Here is a 17679-nt window from a genome sequence, read left to right on the forward strand (position 1 = left end):
CATACGTCCTATAGTTCGTAGGCGATCTGCACGACGAGGGGAGGTAGGGGTGTCCGACGAACTCCGGGTCCAGGTCGACCGGCTGCGTGAGGCCTCCCGGTTCTCCGCGGACAAAGCCCAAGCCATCCGCGACGAGCTGACGAAGCTCGACGACACCATCGGCAAAGAACTCCTTGCCGATGGTTGGCAGGGAAAAGCAGCTAGCGCCTACGACGAGTCGTGGGTCCAGTGGAAGGCGGGCACTGACACGATCATCGCCGCGTTGGAGGAATCCGCCGCGAGCCTCGCTGAGGCCGCCACCCAATACGAGTTGCGCGACACGACAAACCGCGACGCGATCACCGGGCTCACGGGATTGGATCTGCCATGACCGGAGATGACCGCTACCGGGTCGACCTCGAGCAACTCGATGCCGCGATCGGCACGATGGAGGCGTTCGGCCGCACCGTCGAGGACTGGTTGGGCGAAGTAGACCGTCACATCGCCGACCTACACCTGACGTGGTCGAGCAAGGCGGCGACCGCGCAGCAGGTCGCGCACGACAAGTGGAGTGCCGGCGTCAACGAGATGCGCGAAAACCTCGACGAGCTACGCGAGGTGGCGCGGAAGGCACACACCAACTACTCCGGTGCCGTCGATACCAATCGACGGATGTGGCCGTGACGCCTGGTCCCAGACCGATCATCGTCAACCCGGATGGGCCTCGCGACGCCGGTGACGGATTCGCCGATGTGTATTGGAAGGCCCGGGGTGCTGTCGAGAAAGCGGTGACCGCGCTCAAAGGTTGCGCCAGCTGCGCGGGCACCGACAACGCAGGCAAGAAGTGGAGCGATGACTACGACCCAGCGGCCGCAGATGCTGTTGAGGCGCTGGGGGCTCTAGTCGAATCCTGCGGCATCATGCACGACCTGCTGCACGCGACGGCCGCGAACCACGCCAACGCCAACAGCCAGTCGGCGCCCGAACCCAACCCCAACGACCTGATGTTTCCGCCGGGTTCGATGCCGATCTACGCACCTGATGATCTCCCAGCATTCTTCGGCAGCAGCAGTAGCGACCCTTCGCTGTGGGAAGTGGTCAAGGGCTGGGTCGAAGGGGAGCTGTGGCCCAACGGTGATCCCGACAAACTTCGGACCGCTGCCCTCGCGTGGACCGCGCTGGCTGACGAACTCGGGCTTGCCGAAACCGGCGTTCCTGCTGCTCGATTCATGATCGAGCAGCAGCAGTCGCCGGAAGTCGACCAGATTCTGACCCAGGTCGATGCTGTGAAGACCGCCTTCGACGAGATCGAAGCACAGTGCCGGGTGCTGTCGGCGGCCTGCAGTGCCTACGCCGACCAGGTGGAGCACGCGCACCGCGAAATCTTCGCCATGCTCATCGAACTCGGGGCGTGGGTCGCTTTGGACCAGATGGCCGGCGTCCTCGCCGCACCATTCACTGGCGGTGGCTCGAGTGCCGCCGCGCAGGCCGGTATGGCAGGTCTTCTGGCGGTATACGGGGCGCGGATCGCGGCGCGCTGTCGCGTGCTTACTGCGACGGCCGAGGCAACCGGGCTTCCGGTGATTGCGGCCAGTGGTGCGTTTGCGCGCTGCTCGGAGTCGTTGTTGCCGTTGTTGACGTCGGATGTCCTGCTCTACGGCGCGGATGGCACGTTGTTCGGTGCTGGGGCGCATTGGACGATGGCTCTGGCGTCGCGTCGGCCGCGGTGGTGGCCGGAGACGATCGCGAAGGTCGAGTCGCAAGCAACGAAAACCCCGGACGGCAAGTACTACATTGTCGCGCCGGAGCCGGATGTCCGTGTGCCTGTGAACAAGTCGTATGCGGACAAGCCTGAGATCTTGGCTCTGCCCAAAGACGCGAAGGGGCAGTACTACGTGGATGCGGCCAATAAGGTCAGGTACCCGGTGAACCCGAAGTGGGAGATCGGGCATTCTTACGGCAACGAACACCGTCGCCTGCTCGCGGATGCCCAAGCTCGCGGCCTGACCCAGCAACAGTTCGATGTCGAGGTCAACACTCAAACAAACAGGCTGTTCATCGAAGACTTACCAGGAAACCGCAGCCATAGACGGGAGATGAAATAGTGAGTGCCACAGACGAATACGGTCGCACAGTGTTGCATTATGCCGCGAACGACGGGGACCTCGAACAGGTCGAGCGGCTCCTGGCCACCGAAGACGTCAACGCCCGCGACAACGAAGGCTGGACGCCACTGCACTTCGCGGCCCAATCCGGGCAACCTGAGGTCGTGGCCATCCTGTTGGATGCGGGCGCACAGGTCGATGCCCTCAACGACAAGGGAATGCCACCTATCTACTGGGCGATCATGACCCCCCGCGGTGACCAACCCGCGACGATCCGACTCCTCCGTGAGCGCGGCGCGGACCCGACCCGCGAAACCATCAAGGGCTACTTCGGGTTGAGCAGCCCCCTTGATGTGGTGCGAGACATCGGCAACAAACCTGACATCGTCGCTGAGTTCGCCGACCTGCTGTGAGTACTGATTACCCCGGCCTCGACGCGACTGTTGCTGACATGGCGCAGAAGGCTGCGGTCGCACGCGCGAGTCTGGAACTGGTTCGAGGGCGCGGAACCTCGGCGAACGGATCAGTTACCGCGACAGTGGATTCCGCGGGTCGTCTCCGCGATCTCAACTTCACTGCTGTTGCGTACAAATCGGGAACTCAGCTACCCAAGCTGGTTCTCGAGGCTACCCGCAACGCTGAACGTGACGCCCTGAAGCAGACTCGGGAAATAATGCGGCCCATAACGAGCGACTCGCGGGTGCAGGCATCGCTCGCAGCAGCTCGGGAGGTAGTTGGTAACGCTGCCGCGCCAGCTCCCGCGCAGCATCGGATGACCGAGGAAGAGATCCAGGCTGCCGACGACGCCTACTTCGAGCGCATGAATGAACGTGGCTGGAACCCCTGACAGAAGTCGCTGGTGTAGAGCGGAGGCGGCCTTGGAGTGGGCGACCCCGACTAGTCCGGTTAGCCCGTGGTAGTCGCGGTAGTTCCGCATGGTGCCGATCTCCCAGCCAGATCCGGCGTTGTGCAGCATCACCTGTTCCAGCGAAGGATTGACGAATCCGAACGGCAAGGGCTTGGGCTTGCCACCGGACTCTCCGACGATCGCGCAGCCGAATGTCCGGTAGGACAGGAAGTTTTCACTGCGGAGCCCGAAGACGCCCCGGTCCACCCACTCCGGCGAATGGCAGCGGACGTGGTTCAGGTTCGCCGCGGCTGTGATTCCGCCGATATCGCGAACGACGAGCGCGGGCAGCTCCGTGCCGAGGGCACGCCCGCAGCTCTGGCAGTCCACCGGCCACAGGTTCCGGCCGACCTCGTCCAGCGTGCTGGAATCCAGCCGGGACGCGATCGACGTGTCTACGACGAATGGGTACGAGTTTGTTTTGCTCATCGGGTCAACTCCTTGAATCCGAAGTTCGGGTCCGACCGTCAATCGGCACGGGCACTGGCCGTAGTATGCGGCCCGTGTCCGACATGAACTGTTGGCCCACAACATCATTCAACGACCAAGCGGTCGGTGCAGGGCTGCCGCTCGTGGCGGCGGATTCGCTGACCGTGCTGGCAGGCAGCCACAATGTGCAAGACGACAAATAACCGATGGCGGTAGGTGGCGAATTTCCGTCACCCACCGCTCGTCCTTCGCTCCATGTCGACCGACTGCAACACGGTGCGACCCGCCTGGCATAAGTCCATGATCACCCATCTCGTCGAGCTCCGACTGAAAACCAGCGGCAACACCAGAGATCGCAGGGAGTGGGCCTGCGATCGCGGCCTAATCATCAATACTGTTGGGGTACAGCAGTTTCTGAGTGAGGGTGTTGCGGCAGATCAAGAGAGCGGCTCGCCTCGGTGCGGCAGAGTGGTACAGGACCTGGCACACAGGTTCGGCTGGGCGGAAGGAACATCGTGGATCAAGCCAGAGACATCCGACGCAAGGTCACGGTAGATGCAACCGAACTCGCGTATACCCGCGCGACCGGACCGTTCTTGTGCATCGGATGCAGGGCTTCGATGATCCCGGTTGCAGTGGGTTCGACGAAGGTCATGCCGCACTTCCGCGTACAGCCCAATCACGAACCCACCTGCAATGTGGCTGGCCGCCCCGTTCCGATCGCGCCAGCAGATTCCCTGGAGGACGCTCAAATCGAGCGCCTCGGCGGGGTCGCCATCGCCTACAAACTGATTCGGCCGACGGTTCACGAAGAAGTTGATCCTGACTCGGACACCGAACCTCAGCAGCGATCGACCCGCTCTACCTCCGGCTCATCGGACTCCGAGACCGGTACCGGATACCGGGAGACTGCCGCCTCAACGATCCGCCCGTTCTGCCGGACCTACATCGAGCACCCGAACCTCCGAACGCGCCTGCGGATCGCGATCCCCGAGATCGAGGCGGACTACTACCAGTTCGCCTTCAAGAGGCTGGAACACGACAAGATCGTGGCCCACCCACTCCGCCGGATCTTCTACGCACAGGTGGCATGGAGCATCAAACCGAAATTCACTGCCGATACCGCCGAAATCGCCCTGTACGCCGGCGAGCGCGATCCCGAGCGACCCGCGCGAGTTCTCCGCGGATACCGGGTTGTCATCGACTGGTCGAACTGGAATCCGACGACACGGCTGGCCCTCCAGCGGGAAATCGATGCCGCCCATGCCGACGCGCGCCAGCACACCGGGACAGCCGCGAAGACATGGCTGTTCTTCCTCGGTACACAGGATCCATCCGACGACGCGAACCTGGGGGTCGATCACCACAGTGACTATGTGTTCCTCACCGCCGAGATCAACTACCCGAAACCAGCCAAGACCATCCAGCGTCCGGGACGCAACAGGCTCGGACCCTCACCACGACGTCGCCGACCGCGCTGAAACGGATCCACGCGGTTCATTCCTCCGCATCTTCACCGGCTGAATGCTCCCTGCTCGAAATGGCCCTCGACATCGACCCGCACAACGAAGATGTCTTTCGCGATTTGATGAAACTCCAAGCCCGTCATGAACAAATTCACGCCATCGACAGCACCCTCGAAATACTCACCCGTCGACTGAAAGAACTCGACGAACAACCAAGCGATGAAACACTTGCACTCGTCCGCACCTTCCACGAAAACGCATCCTGACAACAGCGCGGTCCCAGGAGCTGACAATCGAGTCGCCTACTTGTGGAAGCAGCTCGCTGCACCCCCCATCTCGCTGCGGAAAGCGAATGCCCCGACTGCCCGGTGCTCTCGCGCACTTCAGGGGAAACCACAACGCGACGGAAGTGCGTTCTCTGTCCCCGGGATATCGATAGTTGTTGCCTCTTGTGTGTGCAACTAAACTGATTGCTAATCGTCGCCGTGCGATTGTCCGCACGTTCAATTCGTGGCCGAATTCTATGGCGTCTAGTCCCGATTCGGTCGTGCTGAATATCCGCGAGGTGCAACCCCTGGATTTGCGCATTGCCCGGCCGTTCCCCGCGCTCTGGTCGGCAGAATCCGGGCTGTTCGTTGGGTAGCGCGATAGGTAGCGCGTTGGGTAGCGCGATTAAGACGCGCTACCCCGTGGGCCGTGTATGCCCCGGTTGTGGCCGTGTTTCGCCGCTTGGAACCGCCCAGGGTCCTACCACCCGGTAGGAACAAACACACATGCGGCCAGGTGGGGTCCGGTCCCCTCGTCGGGTCCTGCATGCCCGGCCCTCTCCGTACCTCTCTCCGTATTCGATTTATCTCCCCTTCTCTATGCGCTGGCGAGGGCGTGCAGGTGCAGGTTCACCGGCCCGGAAAGGGCAAGGTCGGATGCCATCGGTGCGCTGGTGGAGGGTACCGAACAGAACCTAACCGAGGCTAAGTCCGGCTGAGTCTGGGGGCAACGGCGGCGCGAATCGGTTGCTCGAAGCCCTGGCCACACCTGGCCGTAAACCCCGAGAATGACCAGTCTGCGGGGCCGGTCAGAACAGGTCATCCCAGGTCCATTCGGGGGAGCCGGTGCCATCGGTCTCCCGTCCGAACCGGAAGTCCTCCGGATTTGCGATGTTTCCCAGAAAGAGATCAAAGCTCCCGACTGCGGGCAGGCGGGCATTCAGCTTCTGCGTTTGGTCGGTCCACTTCCCATCCCGTAACTCCTGCACCAGCTCTACGGGGTCGATTAGTGCATTGGGAGGGGTATCGGACACGGCCCGCTCGGCCAGTGCTCGTGCCTGGTCGGTCAACCCCCGCTCCCGCAAAAACTTCAGCAGCCACCCGATGCCGATTGCGTCGAAGAGATCAACGACAGCTACGGCGCGCTCGGCCATCGCCTGCGCCTGGTCGGTCCACCCACCATCCAGTAGCGCCTCTAGCATTTGCAAGACACCAAATGAGTCGTCGAGATCTGCCTCAGAGACGGCGTGCTCGACCGGGATTCGAGCCAGGTCCGTCAACCCCTGCGCTCGCAAAACCTCCAGCAGCCATGCGAGAACAGCTGGGTTGTAGAGATAGACGGTATTAGAGACCGCGTGGTCGAATAATTCTTGCGCCTTGTCAGTCCATTCTCCCTCATCCAGCTCGTACAGCAGCGCCTCAGTGCCGACCGGAGCATCGGGGCCGTGGAAAATGTCGGGGGACAAGGCTCGCTCGACCAACTCTCTTGCCTGGTCAGTCCACCCGCCTTCCCTCAGCCCCTTCAGCAGTTCAGCGGCTGATTCCGCACCGTCGAAGGAAGCGACGGCGGGCACAGCGCACTCGACCAATTCCCGTTCCTGGTCGGTCCATCCGCCCTCCCGCAGCTCCGTCAACAGACGCCCGACCCAGAACGGGTTGCCACGAAGAACGACAGCAGATACTGCGCGCTCGACCAGTTCCCGTTCCTGGTCGGTCCATCCGCCCTCCCGCAGCTCCGTCAACAACTCCGCAATGCTGTACGGGCGGTTGTAGAGATCGGCGACGGACACAGCGCGCTCAGCTAGCACTCTTGCCTGGTCAGTCCACCCGCCCTCCCGCAGCTCCTTCAGCAGCTCCGCGATCTCTGCTGGGTCGCTAGTGACGACAGTGGGTGCAGCTCGCTCGGCAAGTACCCGCGCCTGATCCGCCCTTCCCCCCTTCCGCAGCTGCTTCAAGAGCGCACCAACCTCAGGCGTGTTGGTCTCATCCGAATTGATGTGGTTGATGACCCAGTCTGTCGGGCGTTCGTCACGAGGATGCACAACCCGCAGCAGATCAATCAATTCAGCAGCGGCGGTGACGTTCCCAGTACGGGCGGCCTCAACCCACAGTTGGGCGGCGTCACGGTAGAGGCCACGGCAGCGTGCGGCGCGGCCGAGGACGGCGCGGTCGCCGGGGTGGGCATACTCGGTGAGAGCCTCCCAGAATTCGATCGGTGGGATGATCTGCGCACGCTCTGTGCGGCGGCCGTGCTGGTCGAGGTAGTCGGCCAGCTGGTACACCGGCCCATTGGCCGTATTCGCGCCTGCGGACGGGCTTGCCTGGGATCGGGTTCTATGGGAGCGCGTGGGTGCGGCAGCGACTCGGGCCAGTGGCCCGTCGGCACCTTTGCAGGGGCGTGCGGTCTCGGCCAGCGCCTGTTCGAGCCAATCAGGCCTTGCGGCAACAGCGTTCCATTGATCAGGGATGTAGGAATGGGTGGCGGCGGCCAACAACCCGTGCGGAATGGCGTTGCGGTGACCCATGTGCCGGGCGTCCATCGCGATCTGCACGATCGCTTTCGCAACGGCGGAGAGCTCATGCTCGTAGCGGTGCAGCAGCTCCGGCCCGCCGGCCAGATACTGGGTGATGCGTCCGTGCTCAGCCCGGGCACTCGCAACGGCAAATCGCGGATCTGTCTCGGCGGCTGAGGCCAGTGTCTCCGGGTCGGCGTCGGTGAACGAAACGGGGACCTCGAGGATCGTGGCGCTGTTCGCAAGCAGGTCTCGTACCTGCGAGGCGTGTGGGCTGCGCAGCTCGGTGTAGTACTCCCTCCAGAGGGTGCCGACGATCAGGACTGGGGCGCGGGCCGGGTCGCGCAGCAGTTCCCGCAGCGCGACCGCGGCCTTCTCGTCTCCGCCGCGTCCGTCTCCGCCGAGGTATTCCTGGGACTCGTTGAGCCACAAAACAGTCCGTGGTCGCACTCGCCCGAGATTCTCATGCAGCGCGGTGCGCCTGTCCGGGCTGGTCGGATGCCACAGCCGCCACCCACCTCGCTCCCGCAGCGGCGACAACGCCTCCCATAGGGCGCGAGTCTTGCCGGTGGAGGAATCCCCCAGCAGCAACACGAACCTGCTGTGCCCCTCTCCGACCGCGGTAACGATCTCCGCCAAGGCGATGTCGTGAGAACGCGGTACGTAGGGTGTCAGCGTTCCGTCGTCGTGCCAGGGTCGACTGATGGTGATGGGCTTGTGCACGCCTAGTTCGATCGGGTCCAGTTGCTCGGTGAGTGGCTCTCCAACTTCGTCCTGGCTCGCACGCTGGTAGGCATGCTCCCATGCCGCCAGCTCCTGACTGGTCACCTGGCAGGCTGTAAGGATCGGTTCGACGGTATCCCACCGGGGCAGGTGGGTGACACCGCTCAGGATGTTGCTCAGCGTCGACTTGCCCAACTCGACACCGACGTCGTTCACCAGGGCGACGATCCGGTTCTGGCTCAAGTGCTTGCTCTTGAACAACGCACGCAGCGCCGTGCGTAGATCTTGCGGTGTTATCACCGCGTCGATGTCGGTCACCGATCTTCTGCCTCATGTGGTTCGTATTGTCTCGTTATGAGTTGCGCCAAGCCAACAGTATTGCCGCGCCAGCGAATTCGCGGAACGCGTTGCGTGAGCAGAATGCCATCGATCCGCCACGGGAATGGTCGTCCGGATGGCTGCACGGCGGGTGATCACCATCGAGTGCCAGCTGATGTCTGCCGGAGGGTCCGGGTGCCGTGGAAACTGTCACCGGTCACACTTGCGGTCACGAAGCTCGCGCACCGCGTCCAGCAACTGAACACACGCACGGACCAGTTCGGTCAGGGCGGCAGTGACATGGGAGGCGGCCTGGAGGAGGAGAACGAACGCGCCGATCCAGGCGAGGATCTGTGTCATAGCGACGACGATCGACGCGCGACTGGTTCCACCGCACCACCGTTTAGCGACCGAACACCGCACCTGCCATGAACGGGAAAGGGATGCGATCGAATCTGGCGGAACCGAACACAACCGAACAATCCGCCCGGGCGGTGAGGGTGAGTGAATGATGTTGCCTGCTCTTTGCGATGGTCGCTGCTCGCTTGCTTCGTCGGCCGTCGAGTCTAGAGTCGTTCGGGTGACCGATTCGAACGGTACTGAACGTCTCGGTGTGTACGGCGTTGGACTCCAAATCGCCAAGCTGGGCTGGATCTTTCGCATCCAGTCCGAATCTGACTTCGGTGTGGATGCGCATGTAGAGATCGTCGCGGATGGGCGGGCCACAGGGAGACTGATTGCGCTGCAGATCAAGTCAGGCCCTGCCTACTTCAGGGAACAGGCACGTGGCGGCGGGTGGGTAGTGCGGGGCAAGAAGCGAAACATGGTGTACTGGCGTGACCATCAACTGCCAGTGCTACTTGTCCTTCATGACGCCGGCACTGGATGCACGTATTGGACCCACATCAATCCGAGCGGTGAACCGGTCGATCATCAATTTACCCCCAACGGATTCAAAGTCGTTGTGCAAGAGACACATCGGCTCGACGAAGACTCAAGAGATCTCATCTCGTCGATCGCCGAGCGCTGGGTTCCTCGTCGAAACTCCGAGTGGTCCTGGTTGCATGACCGGCTGACAGGTGAGAACGCGGCTGGCGGTTTGCTCTCACCGCCGGATGCACTTTGGGATGCATTCGTGACTCGGGTCGCCGGGCGAGCCTCATTGTCGGCTCCCCAGCTCCGCCAGTCAGTGCTGGTCTACAACTTGCCGTTGATCGGGGGATCACGGGCAGCGAAGGCTAGTAGTTCGCCCATGCCAACAAGAATCCCGCTCGAAGAGCTACGAACCAGTTGGGCGATACAACCGGACACCACAGTGTTCGTCTGCGAGAACTTGGTGGTGATCGACAGCGCTGTGCGCGCGCTCGGGGAGGAGTGCATGCCGCTCGTGCACCTCGGCGGCTACCCAAACTTGGCGGTGGAGTACCTGCTGTTGGCGCTGGGGCTTTGTGGAGCGAAGCTGCGAGTCCATACAGACCACGACTCGCACGGGGCTGGTATCACGCGGCTGCTGTTTCATAGGTTGATCGAATACGAGTTGTGGTGTCCCAATCCGTCAGCCGATCAACTTGCTGAGGTTGCGCCTTCGATTCGTCGAACTGTAGAAGAGGATTGTCTGCCGTACATGCTGCACGACCTGCGCCGCTAGGACAACGGGGATCCGGGGCAATGTGGTTGTGAATCGATTCCTGCGGTCTAGGCGTGCCGCACCGCACCTAACTACGTTGATCCCTAACCCAGGTCGCGGGCACCGCGCCCGACGTTGAAATGTTGACGCAAAGCGGGAGTCTCCTAATGGCTACGGGTCGACGACCCGATCTATGCGGACGGCAAAATCGCTGGTCGCGACAGGGGGTTTGGCATCAAATTTGGCATCACGACAGGGCGTGACTGATCGGGAATGGTAGGACCACGTGGACACTACGGACGAATGATCTGCCGCTGACCTGTACGGACAGGACGTGGCGATACCGCGCGCTACGTCCGGAACTGTTTCCCGTTGGCTCATAACCCAGCGATCTTCGAGGCGGCGGAGCTGGTACGTCGCGGTCGGTATGCCGGGGGTACGGCGGTCCAGCGGTGATAAGCGCGGCTGAAGGAGGCTGCGTCATGGTAGCCGAGTCGGCCTGCGATGTCGCCGAGGGTGATGCCGTCGACGCGCAGAATGACGCTGAGCGAATCCAACGTCAACTCGGCCTGCCGTCCAAGTCGGTACTGGCAGTGGTGGCTACGGAGAGCTCTGGCGGGCTTGCCCAGAGACGACAAGGTCACGCCGATCGTCCCAACTTCGCCGGAGCTCGGGAGGAATATGCAGGGAAGTCAGAGTCCCAAGTCGGTGTCCGGCTCCCATGCGATCGGAGCCTCGATGAACTCGAGTGAGCCGTTCTCGTCGGGATTTGTTTGATGTCGCAGTTGCTGTTCGGCCGCCAGCTGAACTTCGTTGAGCATCCTGCGGCGCTGCTGTTCGGTCCGTAGCTCATCGATTTGCCGCCGAAAGTCGGCGATTCGAGCACGGGTATCAGCATCGGCGGCAGTGTCCTGTTGGACGGGTCGCTGGGGTGTGCGTTCGGGGTCTGGTGTGGCGAGAAGCCGGTCCCACCCGTCGGCGGCGCTGGCGTAGAGGGCGGCATCGCGTTGGGCTTTGAGGGCGGTGCTGCGTGCCGATTCTCGGGTGTCGGTGCGGTTCTTTTGTTCAGTGAGGAGTGCGTCGATGCGGGCCTGGACTTCGCGGCGTGTTCCACGACGGTAGGCGGGTGTGGCTTTGAGATCGCTGCGGGCGGTGTCGAGTTCGGTTGCCGTGGCTTGAACTGCCTGGACGGCATCGCTGAGTTCCTGCTCAGCGGAGCGGGCGTTGCGGATCGCCTCCTGCGCCGCGTGGTGGCGGCGGACTTCGCCGTCGTAATCCGCGTCGCTGCCCTGCCGATCGAGGGCGGGGCCGTAGAGGACCGTTTCGTTATCGACGAGTTCGATGCGCAAGTGAACGTCATCGATCTGTTGCTGTAGTTGCTCGTCGCTGAGAACGATGAGCGGATTCTGCAATGGCGGGTCGTCTGGCGCCGTGGCTTGTGATTGGGGGGTTGTGTCCTCGTGCGGATGTGTGTCGATCCAGGCGCTGATGGCTAGGCGTTCTGAGAGGGTGCGGGCAGCGCGCCAATCACGCCGGAGCATGGCACGCACAGTTGCGGGTGGTTGGGTGGCGGCGATGTGGTCGCAGCGCGCACGAATGTGCTCGGCGGCGTGGTGGTCGGGTATGGCGGGTTCGTCGTTGTCGCGGCATTCACTGCACAGGCCGTCGTCGCTGCGGCGCGGCAGGCGTGGGGTGGTGTCGATGACTGCCCGGCCGATCCCGCAAGCTACGCACGGTAGTGCGCGAGTAACGCGAACCGCGAACCGGTCGTAGTCGGGTTCGATCGGTTTGTCGGCGTCGGGTTCTTCGATCACTTTGCCCCGCATGGTGAATTCCATGGAGGTATCGATGTCGGGTTGTTCGAGGTGAGTGGGTTCGCGGAGGAGCGCGTCGCAGCGCCAGGCCAGTGCGCTGGCGAGTTGTTCGGGTCGCAGGTTCATGGCGCCGTCGGGTTGGGCGCCGAGGATCAGTTCATTTGCGGTGGTGAGCAGTTCGCGTGGCGTCCAGCCGGTACCTGTAGCGCGGTCGATGGCGGCGACGAGACGTGGCCACGCCGGGTCGTTGATCACGCGGTCGCTGATGTCGTCACCGAATAGCGCGTGGAGTTCCGGGGCCCAATCGGGGCGGAGGTTGTGGTGGGCGGTGCTAGTGTCGGCGGCGGATGGTTCGAGTTCCAGTCGCGACCACAGGGCGGCGGCGGGCATGTCGTCGGGCAACGGTCGTATCCCGGCGGCGTGGATCAGCAGTGTTTCGATGTCGATTCCCGATCGGTTGGCGACCTCGATTTTGTCGGCCATGGTCGGCCACCACGGATCTGCAATAACTCGGACTTCGAGTCGTTCGATCACCGGTGCCCATTTGTTGGCGGGGAGATGGAGGTCGCCGAGCGCGCCAGTGACGCGGACGCCGAGAAGATCTTGGTGTTCGCGTTCGGCCACTGTGTAGCGAGGCGGACCGGTCGGGCGTAGGTCGCGGTCATCGACGTGTAAGGAGCTGCGCCACAACGCGAGATCAGAGAGCAGGCGCGGGTCCGAGCCGATCAGCGGGCGCGCCCAATGCGGCGACGACACGGGAGTCCAGGCCTGCACGTCGGTGCGGATCTGGTCGGCGAGGTCGGCGACGATGCGCGCACGCGCGGAAAGCTGGGTGGAATCGCGCTCAGCGCGCAGCCCACGAGGTATCCCGGACGCCCACGGCAACGGCCCGCTACCGGTGGAGTGTGCGCCGGAGGGATCCAACCGCCAATCCAGCACAGCGGCAACATCATCGGCGGTGTCGAGTTCCCGCGCACTCGCGGCGGCGTGCAAGGCCGCGATCGGGTCGCGACCCGACAGTGCGATCGTCGCCAAATGCTGACGGAGTACTGGGTAGGCGGGGCTGTCGGTAAGGTTCGGACGCAACGTTTCCGCGGCGGTGTCGAGCTGCTCGAGACCGTCAGCGCCGAGTGCGTTTTCGGCGGCGACCCCGATCGCATCGAGGTAGATATCGAGCGCGCGACCGATACGGTGATGCGGGTCGAGCGCATCTCTCAGCATGGTGTGCGCCGACTTCTGCGCACCGTCGCGACCGAGAATGCGCAACAGGATCTCCACGGCGGTGCGTGGATATACGGCGGGTTCGGACCAGAACGAGCCTTCGGAACCGTCCAAAGCGGTCGGCACGTACGCGTGATTGGCGTGTACTCCGCGGGTGAGTGCGACGTAAAGCTGTTGGCGCGACTCACCTCCGGTGAGCGCGACATGGCACGAGTCGGCGGTGATTCCTTGCGCGGAATCGATCGTTGTCGCGTAACCCAGACGCACGTGCGCGCTCACATAGTCGGCGGGAATTCGCACCGTGTGCCCGTTGTGGCCGTCGGCGTGGCGGTGGATGGCGGTGATACTGCGGTCGTCGTGGACGGCGGTGACGGTCCAGGCGTAGCCGTTGCGGACCCAGTCACGCTCGCCCAGGCGTAATCGTGGGTTGTTGCGGCGAGTGCGAATCAGGTCACCGACCGAGGCCGCAAGTCTGTCGGCGAGTACACATTCCGCGCCAACCTCACCGCCGTCGCGGGCGATGCGGTCGGCGCGGGCGCGGGCGTTGAGCTCGGTCACGACGTCGTGGGTCGCGGCCAACATGATGGTGTCGCGGCCGGCGAGGTGGTCGGTTAGCCACGCGGTGAAGGCGTCGTCGTGGGTGGCGCCGAGGTGCCCGGCATGGATGCGGCCGTTGTCCAGATACCAGCCGAGTGCGGCGGGGTCACCGTCGCGCAGTTGCAAACTCGCTGTCGCTTCGGCGCCGGAGGCGAACCGCACGACGTGGGTCAGGGTGAGTGAATGCTCGGGTGCGGCCCGGTCGATGTCGCGATCGGCGCCGCCGGCTTCGATCGAGGCGAGCTGTTGGGGGTCGCCGATACAGCGGACCGTCGCACCCCGCGAGGTTAGGAATCGCAGCAGGCGAAGGCGTTTGAGGTTGCCGACCTTGACGTGCTCATCGACGATCACCAACGTGCCCGGGTCGATTTGCAGCACCCATTGCGGCAACGACGGCGGCTGTTCCCGGTCCAGGGCGAGGTTGTCGCGGCTGGGGGTGTGCTTGGTGAGAACGTCGAGGACCTTGTCGACGGTTTCCACGCGCGCACCGATCGACTCACCCAGCACCGCCGCGGCCGATGCGGTCGGTGCCAGGCCCAGGACTTGGCCGCCGCTGGCATGCCAGGCGTCGGCGAGTACTCGCATCGCGGTGGTCTTGCCCGACCCCGCTGGGGCATTGGTCGTTTGCACCCGCAGGTTCGAGCCAGCGAAGCCCTCGATCACGCTGATCTGCCCAGCGTTCAGGGGGCGATCCGGATTCTGGGCGTTGTGGTCGCGCACCGCCGCCGCGACGAGATCGCGTGGAAGTTGGCGTCCGCCGGGTTGCACCGACATCTCGATCAACTGTCGTTCGACCGACAGCGTCTGCGCCGTCGTATACAACTGCGCATCCGAGGAGGTGTACACGCTGGTCCCGTCGCGGCGACGCAACAACACCGGCACAGTCCGCAGTTCAGGTTCATCGGTGAGGTCGGGATCTTCGAGAGCAACCGAGAGCGCCGGGGAAACCGCCTCGGCGAGTACGGCTTCGGCGACCTGCTGCCACTCCTCGCCGCTCACTCGTCCGCGTAGTTGTCGTTCGATTTCGGCCCGCAGATTGTGGTGCTGCCACGTTGACCGGTGCTGCGAGACGACCTCGACGACGTGCTCGGCGGCGTGGGTAATCCACTGAGTCGTGACCGCAGAGCGCGCAGGTCGGACCGGATCAAGTGCCGCGGTGACCATCCGCGCCACCGCGTCCCGGCCACCGAGCAAAGCCACAGCCTCGGCCCGCCAGATGCTGCGCTGCGCGGCCAGGGACCGCAGCGCGTGCTTGATGGGGCGGGTCTCGAGGGTGGCGCGCTCGGCCAGGTCATACATTTCACCCGGGATCGGTTCGCGCCCGAGCTGCTGTTGGAACTCGGCGGCGAGCTGCCCCAGGCGGGCGGTGATTGCGGTGTCGCGGCGCGACCAGGCGGTGATCAATCGCGGTGGAACATTGACGATTTCACGGATCGGACGCTTCGAGGGATCCTGCCCGGGGCGTTCGGCGAACTCGACGCCGACGAGATGCTCGAGGTGGTGTTCGAGTCTGGTGTTGTAGATCTCGGAGACCGTGACGAGTGTTTGGTAGATCGTGGTGCCGGCGAGGGTGCGCCATGTGCCGTCGAGGGTGCGCACACGGTTGGCCATGAGAACGTGGGTGTGCAGGTCGGGGTCACCGGCGCGGCTGTCACGATGGGTGAATACGGCCGCGACGAGACCCTCGACATGGACCTGACGGATCCCGTTTCGGCCGAGCCGGGTGAAGATGCCGTGCCCCTCGAGCCACCGCAGTGCATCCTTGACGGCGGCATGGTGAGCGGCCTCGATCTTCTCCGACACCGCCCTGGGTGCCACCGCCCATAACACCGAGACGCTCTTGACCGGACTAAAGGTGATGTCGAAACCAGCGACCGCGGTGGTGTTGGGGCGCGAGTTGCGGGCCACCCAGCCTGACAGTTCCCGCGCATCCAGGGGTGCACGATCGTACTGTTTGGTGAACATTTCGAACGCGACCTGGGTGCGGATGTGTGCCCGTTCGTCATCAGCAATAGCGTCATGAGGGGCGAATCCGTGTGCGGAATTGTATTCCTCGAAGGCGTTCGCGCACCTTTTTCTGAACTCGGAAACTTCGCCATATACGCGGAATGGGTTACCTAGACGCGACGCTTGGTCGGCTGCACGTGTGGCGTCTTTGTGCTTGGCGCCCTTGCTCATCTCGGTGTCGTAGACGCGGGCTTCGATCACTTCGGCGTTCGGATGACGACCTAGCCCGAACAGGGATTTCAATTGTTCTTCGGTGACCTCATCACCTGGTTGGACGCCTAACGCAGTCAGGCCTGTGCCATGCCAGTGACCCGGTGCTTCCCCTTTTGCGGAGTAGTAGTCGGCGAGGCTGGAACGGCCGCGGGTGGATGTGTCGTTCGCGGCGACATTGCGCAGATAGTACTGATACCCGTTGCCTGCCACGACTTTATGGATGGTCGCGGTCATATATTAATCAAGCACGCTTATGTGTTTGATGCCAAGGGTTTGGGTTGCCTAGTTTTTCGTCAAATCAAGTAAATCCCCTGGTCGTTGCCAAAACGTTACCTCAAATGAAAGAGGTCTGCTTGTCGAGAGAGGAGGAAATGAGGGGAGGGGAGGGATGTGGGGGTGTGAGAGTGAGTGATTGGGGAGGAAGGGGTGGTGAGATTGGTTGGGAGGGTGAGGTAAGGGTGGTGATTGGTGGGAGTGGGTGGGCGGAGTGATGAGAGGTGACTGCCGGCTTGATGCGGTTAGATACCTGACCGCCGCTCGGATGTGCGGCTGGCGTGCGCGACCGGCTACCGGGCATCGCGGTTGGGGCGCGGCGTGGTCGAACAGCGGCAGTCACAGCGGCATTGGTTGGCGGTCGGGCGAATCACGATGGCCAGCCAGATCAGTAGGGTGATGGAAAGCCAATGGTCTGTGAGGAACTCGGTCCAGAGGTTGGTCACGGGAGTGCCTCCAGATGGTGGGGTCACGGAACGCGCAGAGCGCTGGGGTGGTGGCCGGTCCGCCGCAGGAGTGGACACTACGGCGGACCTGGAACGGTTCCCGCCTACAGCGGGACAACTGGGGAGATCAGGCGGCGAGGGGGAAGTCGCGGCGGCATTCGTCGCAGAGATCGTCGGTGTCGACGAGGCGATCGTGGGCGTAGCAGGCGCAGCACCGTGCCTTCCGCAAGGCCACCGCCGTCAGCGTCGTTACCGGTGCGGCGGACTCACAGGATCGCTGGTGGTCGAGGAACGCCAGGACGAGCCCACGTACTACTCCTGTGGAGCAAGTGCGTTACTCGGTCGTGTGTGCGCCGAGTGAGGGTGCGGCGGGGCGGCCGGTGATGACTGTGTCGTCGTACCTCGGTCTCGACGGGGTTCAGCGAACACGCCCGCCCTCTACTCTGCGACTGCGATAGCTGTTGTGCTGCAACTGCTTCGTGGCTCGCGAAGCAGCCCGGCATGATCGTCGTGTCCAAGGTGTCAGGTGCGGGCAAATCTATACTTCAACTCGGCGGGGTGCTGCCGCGCATCCGCGAAAAAGGGCTCACCGGGACACCGCAGGCAGGACCGCTTGTGTCTGATCGTGACACCCGGACGTACTCCCTGCGAGGATGAAACAGGTTGTGATGAGTCGGCGTGTCGTCTTCCACTGCGCGACAACCGGACTAACAATCTGTTGGTGCGTGTGGAGGTCTCGACCGACGGGCTGTGGATACGACTGGAACCGCTGATC

General features: G+C 63.4%; 13 protein-coding genes. 9 read left to right on the top strand and 4 right to left on the bottom strand.

Annotated features, from left to right (window positions below; translation table 11 throughout):
• Positions 1-49 precede the first annotated feature (49 nt).
• The 8 genes from OHQ90_RS14235 (at position 50) to OHQ90_RS14270 (ending at position 5152) form a co-directional block, all read left to right on the top strand.
• Positions 50-370 (top strand): WXG100 family type VII secretion target, encoded by a 321-nt coding sequence (locus tag OHQ90_RS14235; RefSeq protein WP_328410777.1) that lies wholly within the window; start codon positions 50-52, stop codon positions 368-370.
• Entirely contained in the window at positions 367-663 is a 297-nt protein-coding gene (locus OHQ90_RS14240; RefSeq protein ID WP_328410779.1) for a WXG100 family type VII secretion target, read from the top strand. The genes OHQ90_RS14235 and OHQ90_RS14240 overlap by 4 nt, the downstream gene beginning before the upstream one ends.
• On the top strand, positions 660-2084 hold the full coding sequence (locus tag OHQ90_RS14245) for a WXG100-like domain-containing protein (protein WP_328410782.1): 1425 nt from the start codon (positions 660-662) through the stop codon (positions 2082-2084). Before OHQ90_RS14240 ends, OHQ90_RS14245 begins: the two co-directional genes overlap by 4 nt.
• A complete protein-coding gene (locus OHQ90_RS14250; RefSeq protein ID WP_328410784.1) occupies positions 2084-2497 on the top strand; it encodes an ankyrin repeat domain-containing protein in 414 nt (137 codons plus the stop codon). The genes OHQ90_RS14245 and OHQ90_RS14250 overlap by 1 nt, the downstream gene beginning before the upstream one ends.
• Positions 2498-2535: 38 nt before the next feature.
• On the top strand, positions 2536-2931 hold the full coding sequence (locus OHQ90_RS39385; RefSeq protein WP_442941393.1) for a YbaB/EbfC family nucleoid-associated protein: 396 nt from the start codon (positions 2536-2538) through the stop codon (positions 2929-2931).
• Between the two features lie 563 nt (positions 2932-3494).
• Positions 3495-3623, top strand: a complete 129-nt coding sequence (locus OHQ90_RS14260; RefSeq protein WP_328410787.1) for a hypothetical protein — start codon at positions 3495-3497, stop codon at positions 3621-3623.
• 432 nt (positions 3624-4055) lie between these two features.
• Entirely contained in the window at positions 4056-4901 is an 846-nt protein-coding gene (locus OHQ90_RS14265) for a hypothetical protein (protein ID WP_328410789.1), read from the top strand.
• 59 nt (positions 4902-4960) lie between these two features.
• On the top strand, positions 4961-5152 hold the full coding sequence (locus OHQ90_RS14270; protein WP_328410791.1) for a hypothetical protein: 192 nt from the start codon (positions 4961-4963) through the stop codon (positions 5150-5152).
• An 809-nt stretch (positions 5153-5961) separates the two neighbouring features.
• On the opposite strand, the gene OHQ90_RS14275 is transcribed toward OHQ90_RS14270, so the two are convergent.
• Both OHQ90_RS14275 and OHQ90_RS14280 read right to left on the bottom strand, forming a co-directional pair.
• Positions 5962-8706, bottom strand: coding sequence for a hypothetical protein (locus OHQ90_RS14275; protein WP_328410793.1), 2745 nt, complete (start codon positions 8704-8706; stop codon positions 5962-5964).
• 210 nt (positions 8707-8916) lie between these two features.
• Complete coding sequence (locus tag OHQ90_RS14280) at positions 8917-9066, bottom strand: hypothetical protein (protein ID WP_328410795.1); 150 nt, start codon at positions 9064-9066, stop codon at positions 8917-8919.
• A gap of 220 nt (positions 9067-9286) precedes the next feature.
• Between OHQ90_RS14280 and OHQ90_RS14285 the strand changes: the two genes are divergently transcribed.
• Complete coding sequence (locus OHQ90_RS14285) at positions 9287-10354, top strand: DUF4365 domain-containing protein (RefSeq protein ID WP_328410797.1); 1068 nt, start codon at positions 9287-9289, stop codon at positions 10352-10354.
• 356 nt (positions 10355-10710) lie between these two features.
• Here OHQ90_RS14285 and OHQ90_RS14290 read toward each other — a convergent pair whose 3' ends face one another.
• Positions 10711-10977, bottom strand: a complete 267-nt coding sequence (locus OHQ90_RS14290; RefSeq protein WP_328410799.1) for a hypothetical protein — start codon at positions 10975-10977, stop codon at positions 10711-10713.
• A gap of 48 nt (positions 10978-11025) precedes the next feature.
• Entirely contained in the window at positions 11026-16419 is a 5394-nt protein-coding gene (mobF, locus tag OHQ90_RS14295) for a MobF family relaxase (protein ID WP_328410801.1), read from the bottom strand.
• Between the last annotated feature and the right edge of the window lie 1260 nt (positions 16420-17679).

Origin of the sequence: Nocardia sp. NBC_00403, assembly GCF_036046055.1 — a bacterium.
Lineage (GTDB): Bacteria > Actinomycetota > Actinomycetes > Mycobacteriales > Mycobacteriaceae > Nocardia.